Annotated in this window: 11 protein-coding genes and 2 tRNA genes; 7 read left to right on the top strand and 6 right to left on the bottom strand. The window is 69.8% G+C overall.

Annotated features, from left to right (window positions below):
- Window positions 1-12: 12 nt before the first annotated feature.
- The 3 genes from JGU66_32860 to JGU66_32850 form a co-directional block, all read right to left on the bottom strand.
- Window positions 13-1749 (bottom strand): response regulator, encoded by a 1737-nt coding sequence (locus JGU66_32860; protein MBJ6765569.1) that lies wholly within the window; start codon window positions 1747-1749, stop codon window positions 13-15.
- Window positions 1750-1792: 43 nt separating this feature from the next.
- Complete coding sequence (locus JGU66_32855; GenBank protein ID MBJ6765568.1) at window positions 1793-2749, bottom strand: diguanylate cyclase; 957 nt, start codon at window positions 2747-2749, stop codon at window positions 1793-1795.
- A gap of 407 nt (window positions 2750-3156) precedes the next feature.
- Window positions 3157-3900, bottom strand: coding sequence for a tetratricopeptide repeat protein (locus tag JGU66_32850; GenBank protein MBJ6765567.1), 744 nt, complete (start codon window positions 3898-3900; stop codon window positions 3157-3159).
- 95 nt (window positions 3901-3995) lie between these two features.
- Here JGU66_32850 and JGU66_32845 point away from each other — a divergent pair.
- From JGU66_32845 to JGU66_32825, 5 genes are all read left to right on the top strand, one after another.
- Window positions 3996-4081, top strand: a tRNA-Leu gene (locus JGU66_32845).
- Window positions 4082-4130: 49 nt separating this feature from the next.
- The gene (locus JGU66_32840) at window positions 4131-4802 is read left to right on the top strand and encodes a response regulator (GenBank protein ID MBJ6765566.1); all 672 of its coding nucleotides are present in this window, start codon (window positions 4131-4133) and stop codon (window positions 4800-4802) included.
- A gap of 109 nt (window positions 4803-4911) precedes the next feature.
- Complete coding sequence (locus JGU66_32835; GenBank protein ID MBJ6765565.1) at window positions 4912-6186, top strand: RsmB/NOP family class I SAM-dependent RNA methyltransferase; 1275 nt, start codon at window positions 4912-4914, stop codon at window positions 6184-6186.
- A 59-nt stretch (window positions 6187-6245) separates the two neighbouring features.
- Window positions 6246-6647, top strand: a complete 402-nt coding sequence (locus JGU66_32830) for a hypothetical protein (protein ID MBJ6765564.1) — start codon at window positions 6246-6248, stop codon at window positions 6645-6647.
- A 64-nt stretch (window positions 6648-6711) separates the two neighbouring features.
- Window positions 6712-6784 (top strand) — tRNA-Ala (locus JGU66_32825).
- A gap of 153 nt (window positions 6785-6937) precedes the next feature.
- On the opposite strand, the gene JGU66_32820 is transcribed toward JGU66_32825, so the two are convergent.
- Window positions 6938-7858 (bottom strand): class I fructose-bisphosphate aldolase, encoded by a 921-nt coding sequence (locus JGU66_32820; GenBank protein ID MBJ6765563.1) that lies wholly within the window; start codon window positions 7856-7858, stop codon window positions 6938-6940.
- 249 nt (window positions 7859-8107) lie between these two features.
- On the opposite strand from JGU66_32820, the gene JGU66_32815 reads away from it, so the two are divergent.
- Window positions 8108-9895, top strand: coding sequence for a TolC family protein (locus JGU66_32815; GenBank protein ID MBJ6765562.1), 1788 nt, complete (start codon window positions 8108-8110; stop codon window positions 9893-9895).
- Window positions 9896-9949: 54 nt separating this feature from the next.
- On the top strand, window positions 9950-10585 hold the full coding sequence (locus JGU66_32810) for an ABC transporter substrate-binding protein (GenBank protein ID MBJ6765561.1): 636 nt from the start codon (window positions 9950-9952) through the stop codon (window positions 10583-10585).
- 77 nt (window positions 10586-10662) lie between these two features.
- Here the strand turns inward: JGU66_32810 and JGU66_32805 are convergent, their stop codons facing one another.
- Window positions 10663-11844 (bottom strand): N-acetyltransferase, encoded by a 1182-nt coding sequence (locus JGU66_32805; protein MBJ6765560.1) that lies wholly within the window; start codon window positions 11842-11844, stop codon window positions 10663-10665.
- Window positions 11845-11852: 8 nt separating this feature from the next.
- Window positions 11853-13406 (bottom strand): aminotransferase class I/II-fold pyridoxal phosphate-dependent enzyme, encoded by a 1554-nt coding sequence (locus tag JGU66_32800; GenBank protein MBJ6765559.1) that lies wholly within the window; start codon window positions 13404-13406, stop codon window positions 11853-11855.
- Window positions 13407-13498 lie beyond the last annotated feature (92 nt).

The following is a 13498-nucleotide window of genomic DNA, read 5'->3' as shown; positions in this document are numbered from 1 at the left end:
GCCGGACAGGGCTCAGGACGCGTAGCGATCCGTTCCGAGCCCGTCGCCGCCCGCGGGGGCACGCGTCTCGCCTGGACGCGGCGACTCGGGGCTCGTGCAGCCCAGGAGCTGGCGCAGCAGCCGCTCGGGCTCGACGGGCTTGGGCAGGAACGCCTCCGCGCCAGCGTCGAGCGCACGCTGGCGCACATGAGGACGGTTCAGCCCGCTCATCACCACCACGCGGGTGCCTCGGGTGAGGGGATGCTGCTTCAGGCCCTCGCACAGGCGCAGGCCGTCCACCCAGTGCAGGACGACGTCCAGGAGGATGGCCGTGGGTGGACGCCGAGCCACGGCGCAGAACAGCGCCAGCTCATCCGCGAAGGCCACCACCTTGGCGCCGGTGCTCTCGAGCAGCGCGGTCAGCGCCTCGCGTGCGTCGGGGTCGTCATCCACGACGTAGTACAGGTCCGGCTCCAGCTCCGGCACCACGGTAGGCACGGGCTCCATGGGCGTGCGCAGCCAGGAGCCGACCACCTCGCGCATGCCCGCCCACCGCGCCGAGGAGAGCAGGGCCTGCGGCGAGGGGCCACTCAGGCCCAGCACCCCCACGCCATACGCGCCCACCACGGGCCGTCGCTCGTTCGCCGCGGTGAAGGCCGCGGGGGCTCGACGTCCCGCGCGTCGCAGCCACGCCACGGCTCGGGACGCGGCCGCCGCGTCCTCCATGAGTTCGGCCAGTCCCTCGCGCACGTAGCGCCGCTCCAGGCTGGAGGCCCCCGGCCCTCCGTCGAGCAGCGCCACCGCCGCGCGGCTGCACGAGGCCAGCGTCTCCGACAATCCCATCTGGAGCGGGTGCCCGGACGCGGCCGGTCCCACCGCGAGCTGCCCGGGAGCCACCAGCACGCGCCCAGGACCGAAGGGCAGGCGCGTGGTCTCCAGCGCCGCCAGCTCGAAGCCTTCCTCCACCAGCCCATCCCGCGCCGCCATCATCAGCGCCTGGCACAGGTCCGCCGGCGTCACCGCGGGACCGAAGGCGAGCGCGTACAGCGAGCCCGCGCCCGGCAGCAGGAACAGGCCATCCATGGTGGGCAGGGGGGAGATCCACAGTCGCGCCACGGGAGACAGCTCCAGGCGCGACGCGGACTGCCGCAGCCGAGCCTGCACCGCGGGCATCACCGGCGCCGGACGGAACCCCTTGAAGAAGCCGTCCCCCAGCAGGGGCCCCGCGCCGGCCGCGAGCGCCACGGCGTGGAAGCGCTCACCGCTGCCCTGGGCTCGGACCACCAGCGACCCCGAGTTGCGCACCGACACGGGCGCGTCCGGCGCGGGCGCCTGTCGCTCCACACGCTCGACGTGCCGAGGGATGAAGCGAGCCCCCTGGGTGCTGGAGGCATTGGCGAGCAGGGCGCGCACCTGGGCCAACCCACCGTCCCCCTGCGGCCAACCGTCGACGACCCAGAGTCCTCCGGACGACGCGGGCAAGAGCGCCCGCCGGCCCTCCGAGATGACCTCCACGCCGCGCAGCTCGTGCGTCCGCCACTCGGCCGGGATGCGGCAGCCCAGGGCTGCCAGGCGAGAGCGGCACTCGGGTGTCAGCACGGCGGGGGGCGCCGTGCGCTCGGACGTGCCTCCCGAGTAGACCCTCACATCCAGGGACACCCCTCGCGCCCGCCCGTTGAAGAGGAGCGAGGCCGCCAGCCCCGCTCCGGCGATGCCGCCACCGACGATCGCCACCCTCGAACCACTCGCCAGCCTGCCGCTCCCAGTCATCCGCGCCCTCGCTCGCGCCCGCCAAGTACCCACGTGCCACGTCTCAATGTCGGTGCGCGGGCGACGCATGGAGCGGCTGGCCGAACACCACCACCCGGTCGCGTCCCTCGCGCTTGGCCTCGTACAGCGCCGCGTCCGCCGCCTGGAGCAGCGCCTCGGTGCTGTCGCGGGCTGTCTCCAAGGTATGGTCGGCCACGCCCGCGCTCACGCTCAGTCCGAAGGGGGCGGGCCTTCCATCGCTCTTGTGGACGCTCACGCCGTGCATGCCTGTGCGGATGCGATCGGCGAAGACGGATGCCTCCTGCGCCGTCTGGTGCGGCAGGAGCACGACGAACTCGTCCCCTCCAAAGCGCGCCGCGAAGTCCGACTCGCGCAGGTTCGTCTGGAGCAGGGTGGCCAGCGCGAGGATGGCCTGGTTGCCCACGTCATGACCCAGGCCGTCGTTGAGGGCCTTCAGGTGGTCCAGGTCGATGACCACCACGCTGAGCGGATAGCCGTAGCGGTCGGCGCGGCGGAACTCTTCGTCCAAGCGCACCGACAGCGCGCGGAAGTTGGCCAACCCGGTGAGCGCATCCGTCTGCGCGAGGATCTGCAGCCGCCGCTGCTGCTCGCTCTGCCGCAGCGCCCGATCGATTCGGGCCGTCAGCTCCCGCGCGCTCGCCGGCTTGTGGATGAAGTCCACCGCGCCCATCTCCAGGCAGCGCTCGAGGGTCGCCTCGTCCGCGTCCCCCGTCAGGAAGATGACGGGCAGGGGCTGGGTGCGCGCGTCGCGCTGGAGCGTCTCCAGCACGGACAGGCCATCCGCGTTGGGAAGGAAGCGATCCAACAGCACCAGGTCCGGCCGGTGCTCGCGCGCCAGCTCGACCCCTGCGCCGCCCTCGGCCGCGCACAGCACCTCGAAGCGCGGGGCCAGCAGCTCCCGGAGGCTGTCGCGGACACCGGCGTCGTCCTCGATGATGAGGAGGAGGGCGCGTCCATGGCTCCGGCCGAGACGTTCCATGTCCCTGCCTCCGTCACCGCGAGCGCGCGCGTCGTCGGGGAGAGGCGTCCGGTCGCCACCGTGGGTTCCAGACTCGGCCGGAGTCCGCGCCGTCCACTCCGCTGCCCCCTGCCGGTCCGCCTCGCACCCGATTCCCCCTGCACCCATCACCCGAGACCTCCGGACACCCGGCCCGCGCGCCTGGGCGCCGGGGCCGATGGGGTGCGTCCCCCGCGTTGCGAGCCCGCACGGAGAGCAAGCAGCGTGCCCTTTCGAGCACGCCGCGGCGGAAGTCTTTTCAAGTGTTTGCGGTGAGAGCCGGCGCCTCGCGGGGGAACGAGCGGAAGTCGTTGCAGCAGCCCGCGAGGAGGGGCGGTAGGAATTGCCGGGCCCGAAGGCCCGGCGTGACACGAGGGCGTTTGTGCCCGTCAGCGTCGGCTGGTGAACTGAACGCGGCGGCCACCGCCCATGGGGGGCATGACCGGCGGCGCCTCGAGGCCGAACTGCCACCACAGCGGCTCGTACGGCTTCATCTTCAGGCGCTTGTCGTTCTGGAGCTGGGCCAGGCTGGACTTGAGCTTCTCGTCGGACGGGTTCTGCTCCACGCCGCGCGCGAGCACCTGCTGCGCTCCATCCTTGTCCTTCTGCTGGAGCAGGCACCAGGCGTACACGGCCCAGACGATGGACTCCTTCTTCCCGCTCTTCACGGCGGCCTCGAAGGCGGCCTTCATCGCGGCGGTGTCCTTGCGCTGGTAGTGCAGGGCGCCCTCCATCGCCTTGGCCATGTAGTTGCGGGCGCTGGCCTTGTCGAAGTGGCTCTTGGCGCCGTCCATGTCCTTGACCATGTACTTGAGCATGCCGATCTGCGCGTGGATCTCCGGCCCCACGAGGAACTGCCACCTCTCGTAGGCGAGCCCCTGCTCCAGCGTCTTCACGGCGCGGTCCACCTTGGCCTGCGCCTCCTTCTGGCTGCTGGGCTGTCCTTGGAGGTCCTGCTGGACGACCGTCATCAACGCCTGGATGCGGTTGGCGACCCGCCGCGCCAGGAGGAGGAAGGACGCGAAGAAGGCGATGATGCCCGGGATGAGACAGGCCCACCACGAGAAGCCCGTCAGGTGCACGAGCACACCGACCACGAGCCCCACGGCCAGGGAGAGGATGAGGTTGTACATGGGGTGCCCCTTTAGCGATGTGCGTGCGGCACCGCAATCTTCGGATGCATCTGGGCGCGGAGCGCGGTATACGTCTGCCCGTCCCAGCGTCGAGGGGCCCTCTGTCGAAATTGGTAGACGAGGCGGACTCAAAATCCGCTGCGGCTGACCCCGCGTCCCGGTTCGAGTCCGGGGAGGGCCATTCACTCCAGACCGGTTGGATGACGGTGCGCCCAGGTGGGAGTGACCCCATGAAGGTGCTGCTGGTCGAGGACGACGCAAGCCTCCGGGAGGGAATGGCGGAGCTGGTCGAGGAGCTCGCGACGGTGCGAGCGACCGGCGGCGTCGACGAGGCCCTCGCCGCCCTGGAGAACGAGCGATACGAGCTGGTCATCACGGACCTGCGGATCGGCGGCGGCGAGCGGGACGGCCGGACCATCCTGGAGGCAGCTCGGAGCAAGTTCCAGGCAGTGGCGGTGGTCAGCGCGGCGACTCCCGACGAAGTGGGGCGCACGCTCGGAGCCACCTCGCCGGACGGACTGCTCACCAAGCCCTTCCAACTCGAGGACATCCTCGCCCTGGTCAACCGCTTCCTCGAGGTGAAGCGCGAGGCCGAGCACGTGGCCCTCGGCGAGCCCCGCCCTGGATGCGGGCATTGGTCCGCGCTCGGGCCGGGCGTGGAGGTGGCACGGCCCCCGGAGACCGCGGCTTCCGGATATTCCTGGGTACGCATGGGCCCAGGAGCGTCCTTCGCATGGGGGCCCCGGAGCGAGCGGCACGGCGTGAGGGTGGTGGAAGGTGAACTGACGGTGGGGGGCGAGCGGTTCTCCAGTCCCCACTATTTCTTCGTGTCCGAGGGACAACACCCCGAGGCACGGACGCACGCGGGCTGCCTGGCGGTCTGTGTCCCCTTGAGAGAGTAGGTTTCACGCCGTGGATTCCTCAGTCTGGCCCTCGCCGCATCCCTCGGAGCGGTTGGGGCGCCCGTCTCGACGCGCGGCCACCGCCGCCTTGGAGACGCACATCGAGGTGATGAAGGGCGAGCCGCTCAAGGCCGCGCTGGCCAACGCCCTGCGGGACGCCGACGGACTGGGCGGACAGGAGCGCCGGTTCGCGGCCTTCGCGGCGCGCGAGCTGTCGCGTCATCAGCGGCTCTTGGACCTGGCGGCGCGCACGCTGGGCCATACGCCCGGGAAGATCGGCCTCAACGAGGATCAGGCGCTGGTGCGCTACGCGCTCTGGCGCCGCCTCTTCTGTGGCGAGGACTGGGCGAAGATCGGGCCGGAGGTCCGCCTGCCCGGGCCGGTGCGCCCGCGCACCATCAATGACACGCTGCTGTCCAGCGTGGTGACCGCGCCGCTGCCGGAGCCGGCGATGCCCGAGGCGCTCGCGGAGCGGCTCGCGGTGCGCCACTCGTTCCCGAGCTGGCTGGTGCTGAAGCTCGCGGAGGCCTATCCGGAGCCGGTGCTGGCCGGGCTGCTCGCCGCGCTGGATGAGGAGCCCTCGCTGCACTTCCGGGTGCGGCCACCGGGGACGCGCGACGCGGTGCTGGCCGCGCTGGTGGAGGAGGGCGTCCAGGCCGAGGCCGTCGCCGCCGCCCCGGACGCGCTGCGCGTGACGGACTCCAGCCACCGCATCTTCGAGACCCGGATGATGAAGTCGGGGCGGCTCCAGGTTCAGGACGTGGGCAGCCAGCTCATCGTCGAGGCCTGCCGGCCCGCGGGGGGCTCGCTGACGGGGCTGACCGTGGCGGACGTGTGCGCCGGTGCGGGCGGAAAGACGCTGGCGCTGGCGGATCTCGTGGGGCCCACGGGGAAGGTGGTGGCGGGAGATCGCTCGCGCCGGCGACTGTCGGACGCGAGGGATCGCGTGCGCGAGTGGCACCTGCGCCAGGTTGCCTTCCCGCACCCGCTGCCGCTGAGCGAGGCGGACGTGTTGCTGGTGGATGCGCCGTGCAGCGGCTCGGGGTCACTGGCGCGCGAGCCGGATCAGAAGTGGAAGCTCTCCGCGAAGGCCGTCACCGAGTTCAAGACGACGCAGGGCTCACTGCTGACGGAGGTCGCGCGGCAGGCGAAACCGGGTGCACGCATTGTCTATGCGACGTGCTCGGTGCTGCCGGAGGAGAACGACGTCGTGGTGCGGGAGTTCCTGGCCCAGCACCCGGACTTCTCGCTCGAGCCCGTGGGCGAGGGGATGCCGCCCGAGCGCGCCGCGCTCCTCTGTGACGGTCCCTTCCTGCGCGCGGTGCCGCCGCGCGTCCCGGGAGGTGGCTTCTTCGCAGCCCGCCTGCGCAAGGCCCAGGGTTGACAGCCAGCGAGGCGCCACGCTACGCAAAACCCGGACTTCCTCTCTAGAGGTGGCGAAACGTGGCGGCCGACGCGAAGCAGACCGAGATCATGAAGCAGATCCAGGAGGCCTTCCAGGCGTCCCAGGCCCGGCTGAACCAGCTCCGCGAGGCCGTCGAGCGCAACACCGAGCTGGCGCGCGCGCACGGCCGGGCCACGCTCCTGAAGGATCAAAAGGAGCAGGCGTACCGGGAGCTGGGCGAGGCCGTCTGGCGCCAGGTGCAGAAGGGCAAGCTGGAGCTGCCGGCTGCCTTCGCTCGGGTGCTCAAGCAGGTGGAGGACGCCGAGCAGGCGGCCGAGGCCCACGCGCGCGAGATCACGGACATCCTCCGGGAAGGGGAGGAGATCGCGGAGCGGTTGAAGGGTGGAAAAAACGTCGCGAAGCCGCAAACAGTTCTGGTGTCTGGAACGAAGAAGCGGTAGAAGTGCGCCGCCTCGCGGCACGAACCGCTCCCCACGGCGGATTCGGGTGGTTGCAGTAGATTTCGGGGCTATAGCTCAGCTGGGAGAGCGCTTGAATGGCATTCAAGAGGTCACCGGTTCGATCCCGGTTAGCTCCACACTGAAGTGAACGAAGCCCGCTGGGGAAACCCAGCGGGCTTTTTGTTTTTCCGCCGCATGGGCTCACGTCGCGCGCATGCCTCCGGAAACGTGAGCGGCCGGACTCCTGTGGGAGCCCGGCCGTCCGGTGCCGCATCCGCGAACCGCGCGGACTACTTGCCGGCGAAGATGCCCATCACGTCCTTGAGCAGCTTCACGGACTCGGCGTGGGGGCGCTGGAAGGCGTTGCGGCCCATGATGGAGCCGAAGCCGCCGCCCGCGTTGATCTGGCGGATCTCCTCCAGCAGGGTGGGCGTGTCCTTGGCCTCGCCGCCGGAGAAGATGACGATGCGCTTGCCGTTGAACGCGGAGCGCACCACCTCGCGCACCCGGTCCGCCAGCGTCTTGGTGGCGATTCCAGCCTTCTCGAAGGCCTTCTTGGCCTCGGGCTGCTCGAGGACGTCCGTCGGCGGCTTCACCTTGATGATGTGCGCGCCGAGCTGGGCGCTGATCTGCGCCGCATACGCCACCACGTCGATGGCCGTCTCACCCTCCTTGCTCACGCTTCCACGGGGATACGCCCACAGGACGGTGGGGAGGCCGTACGACTTGGCCTCGGCGATGATGTCGCGCAGGTCTTCATACTGCTCGTTGCGCGCGGCGGAGCCCGGATAGATGGTGTAGCCGACGGCCGTGCATCCCAGGCGGACGGCGTCCTTCACGGAGCTCGTCACCGCGGACATCGGGGCCGGGACCTTGGCCAGCGAGTCCGAGTTGTTCAGCTTGAGGATGAGCGGAACCTCGCCCGCGAACTTCCCAGCGACCGCCTCCAGGAAGCCGAGCGGGGCCGCGTAGGCGTTGCAGCCCGCGTCGATGGCCAGCTGCGCGTGATACTCCGGGTCGTAGCCCGCGGGGTTCGGCCCGAAGGAGCGCGCGGGGCCGTGCTCGAAGCCCTGATCCACTGGGAGGATGACCAGCTTGCCGGTGCCCGCCAGGGTGCCCGAGTTGAGCAGGCGGGACAGGTTGGTGAGCGTGCCGGGGTTGTCGGACGGGTACCAGGACAGGATCTGCTTGACGCGGTCGGTGTGTGCCATTCGGTGTGCCTCGGGACTCGGGCGGACGGGCCCGCTCCGGGAAAAAGTCGGCGGGATTCTGCGATGCGGACTCTTCCCGACCAAGCACTGTCTTCGAGGAGTGTCTGCGAGTGGCATCCGCTTGCGCGCGGGGATGCGACCGCATGAAAAGAGGGGCGCAAGAAGAACAGCGGTGACGTCGCGAACTGGAACAGAAATGCTGCACCGGTGCGTGCTTCCATGTATGCGAGCCGCACACGAGGCGGACTGATGCGCAGAGAAGCGGGTAGGGTCGTCGCAGTGGGGTTGATGTTCTCGGCCGGGATGGCGGGAGCGCAGATCGCGCCATCTCCGGCGCCAGGGCTCGCGCCTGGGTCGGCCGCGACGGGCACCGCTTCGCCCACGCCGGGGAGCATGTCCCCGGGCTCATCGTCACCCTCTGGCCAGCAGGGTTCGGGGGCCGCCACTCCGAGCACCGGCCCAGCCACGCCTTCGACGGACCCAGGGACCTCGACGAATCCGTCCTCCCCCTCGGGAGCGGGCACTCCTGCGACGAACACCTCGTCCATCAAGCCGGGCATCGCCACGCCTCGCCTTCCTCCCGGACCGCCGGCCATCGCGCCGCAGCCCGCGGGCGAGCCGGGCAACGCGGTGCAGAGCAAGCTGACGCCCACCGCCCAGCCCGAGGGCACCACCGCGACGGAAGGCGCTCAGACGCCGGCCGTCCCGGACTCCACCGCGCCCGAGGCGAAGCACCAGCCGCTGACGCTGGCCCAGCTCGTGGCGCGAGCCCGGGCCACGGACTCCCGCGTGGCGGAGGCCTCGGCCGAGCTGCGCAAGTTCCAGGCGCTCTACCAGCAGGCGAAGTGGGCGTGGTTCCCCAAGTTCGAGGTCACCCTGGGCGCCGGTGGCCCCATCCCCGAGGCGCGCAACAACGGCCTGGGCGGACCGCCCACCACCAAGGCCTCGCTCGAAGGCGACTGGAACTTCGGCAAGGTCGGCGTGACGGTCTTCTCGACGGGCAACGCCGTGCTGCCGCTGTACACGTTCGGCAAGCTCTCCGCGCTGAAGAAGGCGGGCGAGCAGGGCCCCATCGTCGGCGCGGCGCTGCGTGAGCGGGCTCGCGATGAGGCGGGCTACCAGGCGGCTCAGGCGTACTACGGCTACCAGCTGGCGCGCGCTGGCGTGGAGCAGATCGACGACGTGTCCAAGCGCCTGGAGGACGCGGGCCGCCGCATCGACGCGTTGCTCGCGGAGGACTCGGCGCAGGTGTCCAAGCTGGACACGTACAAGGTCCGCTACTTCCGTCAGCTCGTGGAGGCGCGAAAGGCCGAGGCGCAGCAGGGCATGGAGTTCGCGCTCACGGCGATCCGCCTGCTCGCCAACGCGGGACCGGGCGAGTCCGTCACGGTGGTCTCCGAGGACCTCGCGCTCGACTCCGAGGTGAAGCCGCCCACGCTGGAGGCGTCCGTCCGCGAGGCGGAGTCACGCCGCCCGGAGATCCGCGCCATCACCGCGGGCATCATCGCGCGCGAGCAAGAAGTCCGGATTCGCGAGATGAGCTACTACCCGGACCTCGGGCTCGCGGGCTTCTATGACATCCGCTGGACCTCCAGCGCCACGCGGCAGGTCAGCCCGTTCGCGTACGACCCCTACAACGAGCGCACCGCCGGAATCGGCCTGGTGATGCGCGGCTCGTTCGACATCCCCATCAAGGACGCGCAGCTGGAGCAGGCCCGCGCGGAGCTGGACAAGCTGCGCGCGCAGGAGCTGCAGATCCACGCCGGCATCCAGTTGGAAGTGACGCAGGTCCACGGGCAGCTGGTGGCCGCCTACTCCCGGGCCCAGGCCTTCAACGAGGCGGAGAAGAACGCGCGTCGTTGGGTGACCGCCGCGTTCGCCGCCTTCGACCTGGGGACGGGTGACACGCGCGAGCTGGTGGATGCCTTCACCGCGCTGGCCCAGGCCTCGTCGGACAAGGCCAAGAGCTGGCACGACGTTCGTCTGGGTCTGGCTGGACTGGCCCGAGTGACAGGTCACGGCTCCAGCGGTGAATAAGCATCTTACCCTTGCTGTCCTGACTCTCGTTCTCCATCCCGGAGCCATACGCAAATGATCGCTTCCCTGCTCGCCGCCACGCTGCTCGCCGCCGCGCCGGCCGCCCCGCTCACCGTCGTCAAATCGGGCAATGCGGATGTTCAGAAGGCCGCCAACGCGCCTGGCGCCACCGTGCAGTCGCTCGCCAGCGTCGTGGAGAAGTTCGTCGACTTCTCGGAGCTGGCGAAGCGCGCCCTCGGCGAGAAGGCCTGGGAGGGCCTGACGCCGGCCCAGCGCAAGGACTTCACCGAGACGATGACGGGCCTCTTGCGCGCGTCCTACGCCCAGAAGGCCATCGGTCAGGCCAAGGCCGACGTGAAGTACGGCAAGGAGACCATCCAGGGGAACGAGGCCACGGTCGTGACCACCCTCACCGTGAAGAAGGATGAGATCCCCGTCGACTACAAGCTCTTCCGCACCACCCCCAAGGCCGAGTGGCGCATCTTCGACGTCGTCACCGACGAGGTGTCGCTGGTGGAGACCTACAAGGGGCAGTTCCGGAAGATCCTCAACGACAAGGGCTTCGACGGACTGCTCTCCACGCTGAAGTCCAAGCGCGCGCAGCTGGAGAAGGAGAACGCCAACACCAGCGCCGCGTCCGTGAAGCCGAGCGCCGCCGAGTCGACTGGGGCGGCGGGTCAGCCGAAGTAGTGCGGTGAAGAGTTGGCCCGGGCCTCGCGTACCCCGCTCCCGAAAGGTGAGCGGGGCAGGGGCCCCGAGGCCAGGTGTTACAGGGGCCGCTGGAAGACGCGATACGTCTTCGACCGCCGGCCGCCCATGCTCTCGATGGCCCGGTTCACGAGATGGTTGTCCTCGAGGGTCCAGGAGATCTCTCCGCCCGTGTAGCCCAGCTGCTTCGCCGTCCGGAGCGTGTCCAGGTACAGGATGGCGTCCAGGCCACGGCGACGGTAGCCCTCCTTGATGCCCAGGGTGATCAGGCGCAGGCGCCGGATCTTCCGCGAGGCGAGGAGCAGCTTCACCAGGCCGATGGGCAGACCGAACTGCGTCAGCCGCCCGCCCGCCGCCTTCAGGGCCTCGTTGGCGTCAGGCAGCGTCATGGAGAAGGCCACCGGCTCGCCCTTCACCTCGGCGATGAGCACCAGCTCCGGCCGGACGACCGTCTTCATGTCCTTGGCCAGGTGGTCGAACTCCTTCTCCGTCATGGGGATGAAGCCCCAGTTCTTCTCCCAGGCCGCGTTGTAGATGGCCTTGACGCGCGACACCTCGGCGGCGAACTCGCTCATCCGGATGGCGCGCACGGTGATGCCGTCCCGCTGACGGATCTTCTCCGCGATGCGCACCACCTTCTCCGGAGGCTCCGCGGCCGAGGACAGCTCCCACGCCCACAGGTCCTTCGCCTTGGTGCAGCCGCACGCCTCGAGGAGCGCGGAGTAGTAGGGCGGGTTGTAGGGCATCATGATCGCGGGCGGCGTCTCATGCCCCTCGACCAGCAAGCCCCAGTCCTGGTTGGACGAGAAGTTGGCCGGCCCGAGCATCGAGTCCAGCCCGCGCTCCCGCAGCCAGTTCGCCGCGGTGTCCAGCAGCGCCCGCGCCACGCTCGCGTCGTTCACGCACTCGAAGAGGCCGAAGAAGCCCTCCTTGGTGCCGTGGTACTCCATGTGGTGCGGGTTCTTGATGGCGGCGATGCGCCCCAGCACCTGATTGCCCCGCCGAGCCAGGAACAGCTCCACGTCCGCGTACTCGAGGAAGGGGTTCTTCTTCGGGTCGAGGAAGTCCTTTCGCTCCATCTCCAGCGGCGGGACCCAGTTCGGATCGTTCCGGTAGACGGAGTAGGGGAACCGGATGAAGGCCATCCGGTCCGCCGAGCTCCGCACAGGGGAGATCTGGACATCCACGGGCATGGGGGGAAGGGCGGGGGAAGCTGCGTCTTGTTCGGCGGGGAGGGCCATGGAGGGGCTCAGTTCCTTTCGGCCTGGTTGCCGTCAGAGCCGTCAGCGCCGTTGCGCAGGAACAGGTGGGCGCCCTTCTCCAGCAAGAGCCCGCCCAGCTCGCCGCGCTTCTCCCAGAGCTTCATGGGCGCCTCACCCAGCTTGCGCAGGTCCTCCGGCTGGAGGTTCGCGGCGCGCCAGGTGAGCTGCTCGACGGCGTCGAAGAGCTTGCCGGCCATCTCGCGCGACGACATGCGCGAGAGCTGATCCAGCGAGAAGCCGCGATCCGCGAGCTGGCCCGCGCTGCCGGCCGCCCAGGTCTCGCTGGCGCGGTTGCCGCGGACGTTGGAGCCCGGGCGCGCGATCTTCACCGGCTCGTACACCGTGGGGCGCGTCTCCGGGATGACGCCCAGGCGGCGGCCGATCTTCTCGAAGGTGTCCAGCACCTGATCGAGCTGCGCGTCGGTGTGCGTGGCCATGTAGCTGGTGCGGATGAGCGCGTGGCCCGGCTCGACCGCCGGCGGAATCACCGGGTTGGCGAACACGCCTGCCTCGTGCAGCGCGCGCCAGAAGCGGAAACACTTCACCTGGTCGCCGATGTGCACGGGGACCACGGGGGTCACGGAGACGCCCGTGTCAAAGCCCATGGCGCGGAAGCCGTTGTGCATCTTCTCCGCGATGTCCAGCAGGCGCGCGCGTCGCTGCGGCTCGGCCTCGATGATCTCCGTCGCCTTGAGCGCCGCCGCGATGGAGGCGGGCGTCATGGACGCGGAGAAGATGACCGAGCGCGCCTTGTGGCGGATGTAGTTGATGACCTCGAACGGACCGGCCAGCACGCCGCCGAGCGACGCGAAGCTCTTGGAGAACGTCCCCATGACGAGGTCCGTCTCCTTCTCCAGTCCGAAGTACTCGGAGGTGCCCCGGCCCAGCTCGCCCAGCACGCCCATGGCGTGGGCGTCATCCGTCATCACCCGCGCGTTGTACGTGGCGGCCAGCTCCACGATGCGGGGCAGGTTGCAGATGTCGCCCTCCATGGAGAACACGCCGTCCGTGACGATGATCTTCCCCGCGTCCGGATCCGCCGCCGACAGGAGCTGCTCCAGGTGCTCCATGTCGTTGTGGCGGAACTTGCGCTCGGTCGCGAACGACAGGCGGATGCCGTCCACCAGCGACGCGTGGTTCTGGCGGTCGCTGAAGACGATGTCGTGCCGGCCGAGGATGGAGGCCAGCGCCAGGTTCGTCTGGAACCCGGTGGAAATCACGATGGCGGCCTCGCGGTTGAGGAACTTCGCCAGACGCGCTTCCAGCTCCTCATGAAGCGCCAGGGTGCCGTTCAGCAGGCGCGAGCCGGAGCAGGTGGTGCCAAACTTCTCGGTGGCCTTGATGGCCGCTTCCTTCACGCGGGGATCCGCGGACAGGCCCAAGTAGTTGTTGGAGCCGACCATGATGACTCGCCGACCCTCGATTTCGACCTCCGTGGCGCCATGGGACGCTTCGATGGCGCGAAAGTACGGGTAGAGCCCGGTGGCCTTCGCGATCCGGTAGTCCTTCCAGGTACGGCACTTTTCGAAGACGTCGCTCATGGTGCTCTTTCTCTGCGTCGGGGGGAGTGATCCTTGGGTGGAAACGGGATCGGGTCGCTGTTCTGTATGCAGGGCCTGTTCCGTCCCGGATG

This window comes from Myxococcaceae bacterium JPH2 (assembly GCA_016458225.1).
Taxonomy (GTDB): domain Bacteria; phylum Myxococcota; class Myxococcia; order Myxococcales; family Myxococcaceae; genus Citreicoccus.
This window is presented reverse-complemented; position numbering and strand designations above follow the sequence as displayed.

Bases quoted from the DNA above. Each gene is read 5' to 3' on its own strand.
- JGU66_32800 (MBJ6765559.1), bottom strand. From the start codon at position 13,406: ATGAGCGACGTCTTCGAAAAGTGCCGTACCTGGAAGGACTACCGGATC.
- JGU66_32815 (MBJ6765562.1), top strand. From the start codon at position 8,108: ATGCGCAGAGAAGCGGGTAGGGTCGTCGCAGTGGGGTTGATGTTCTCG.
- JGU66_32810 (MBJ6765561.1), top strand. From the start codon at position 9,950: ATGATCGCTTCCCTGCTCGCCGCCACGCTGCTCGCCGCCGCGCCGGCC.
- JGU66_32860 (MBJ6765569.1), bottom strand. From the start codon at position 1,749: ATGACTGGGAGCGGCAGGCTGGCGAGTGGTTCGAGGGTGGCGATCGTC.
- JGU66_32835 (MBJ6765565.1), top strand. From the start codon at position 4,912: ATGAAGGGCGAGCCGCTCAAGGCCGCGCTGGCCAACGCCCTGCGGGAC.
- JGU66_32805 (MBJ6765560.1), bottom strand. From the start codon at position 11,844: ATGGCCCTCCCCGCCGAACAAGACGCAGCTTCCCCCGCCCTTCCCCCC.
- JGU66_32820 (MBJ6765563.1), bottom strand. From the start codon at position 7,858: ATGGCACACACCGACCGCGTCAAGCAGATCCTGTCCTGGTACCCGTCC.
- JGU66_32855 (MBJ6765568.1), bottom strand. From the start codon at position 2,749: ATGGAACGTCTCGGCCGGAGCCATGGACGCGCCCTCCTCCTCATCATC.
- JGU66_32850 (MBJ6765567.1), bottom strand. From the start codon at position 3,900: ATGTACAACCTCATCCTCTCCCTGGCCGTGGGGCTCGTGGTCGGTGTG.
- JGU66_32840 (MBJ6765566.1), top strand. From the start codon at position 4,131: ATGAAGGTGCTGCTGGTCGAGGACGACGCAAGCCTCCGGGAGGGAATG.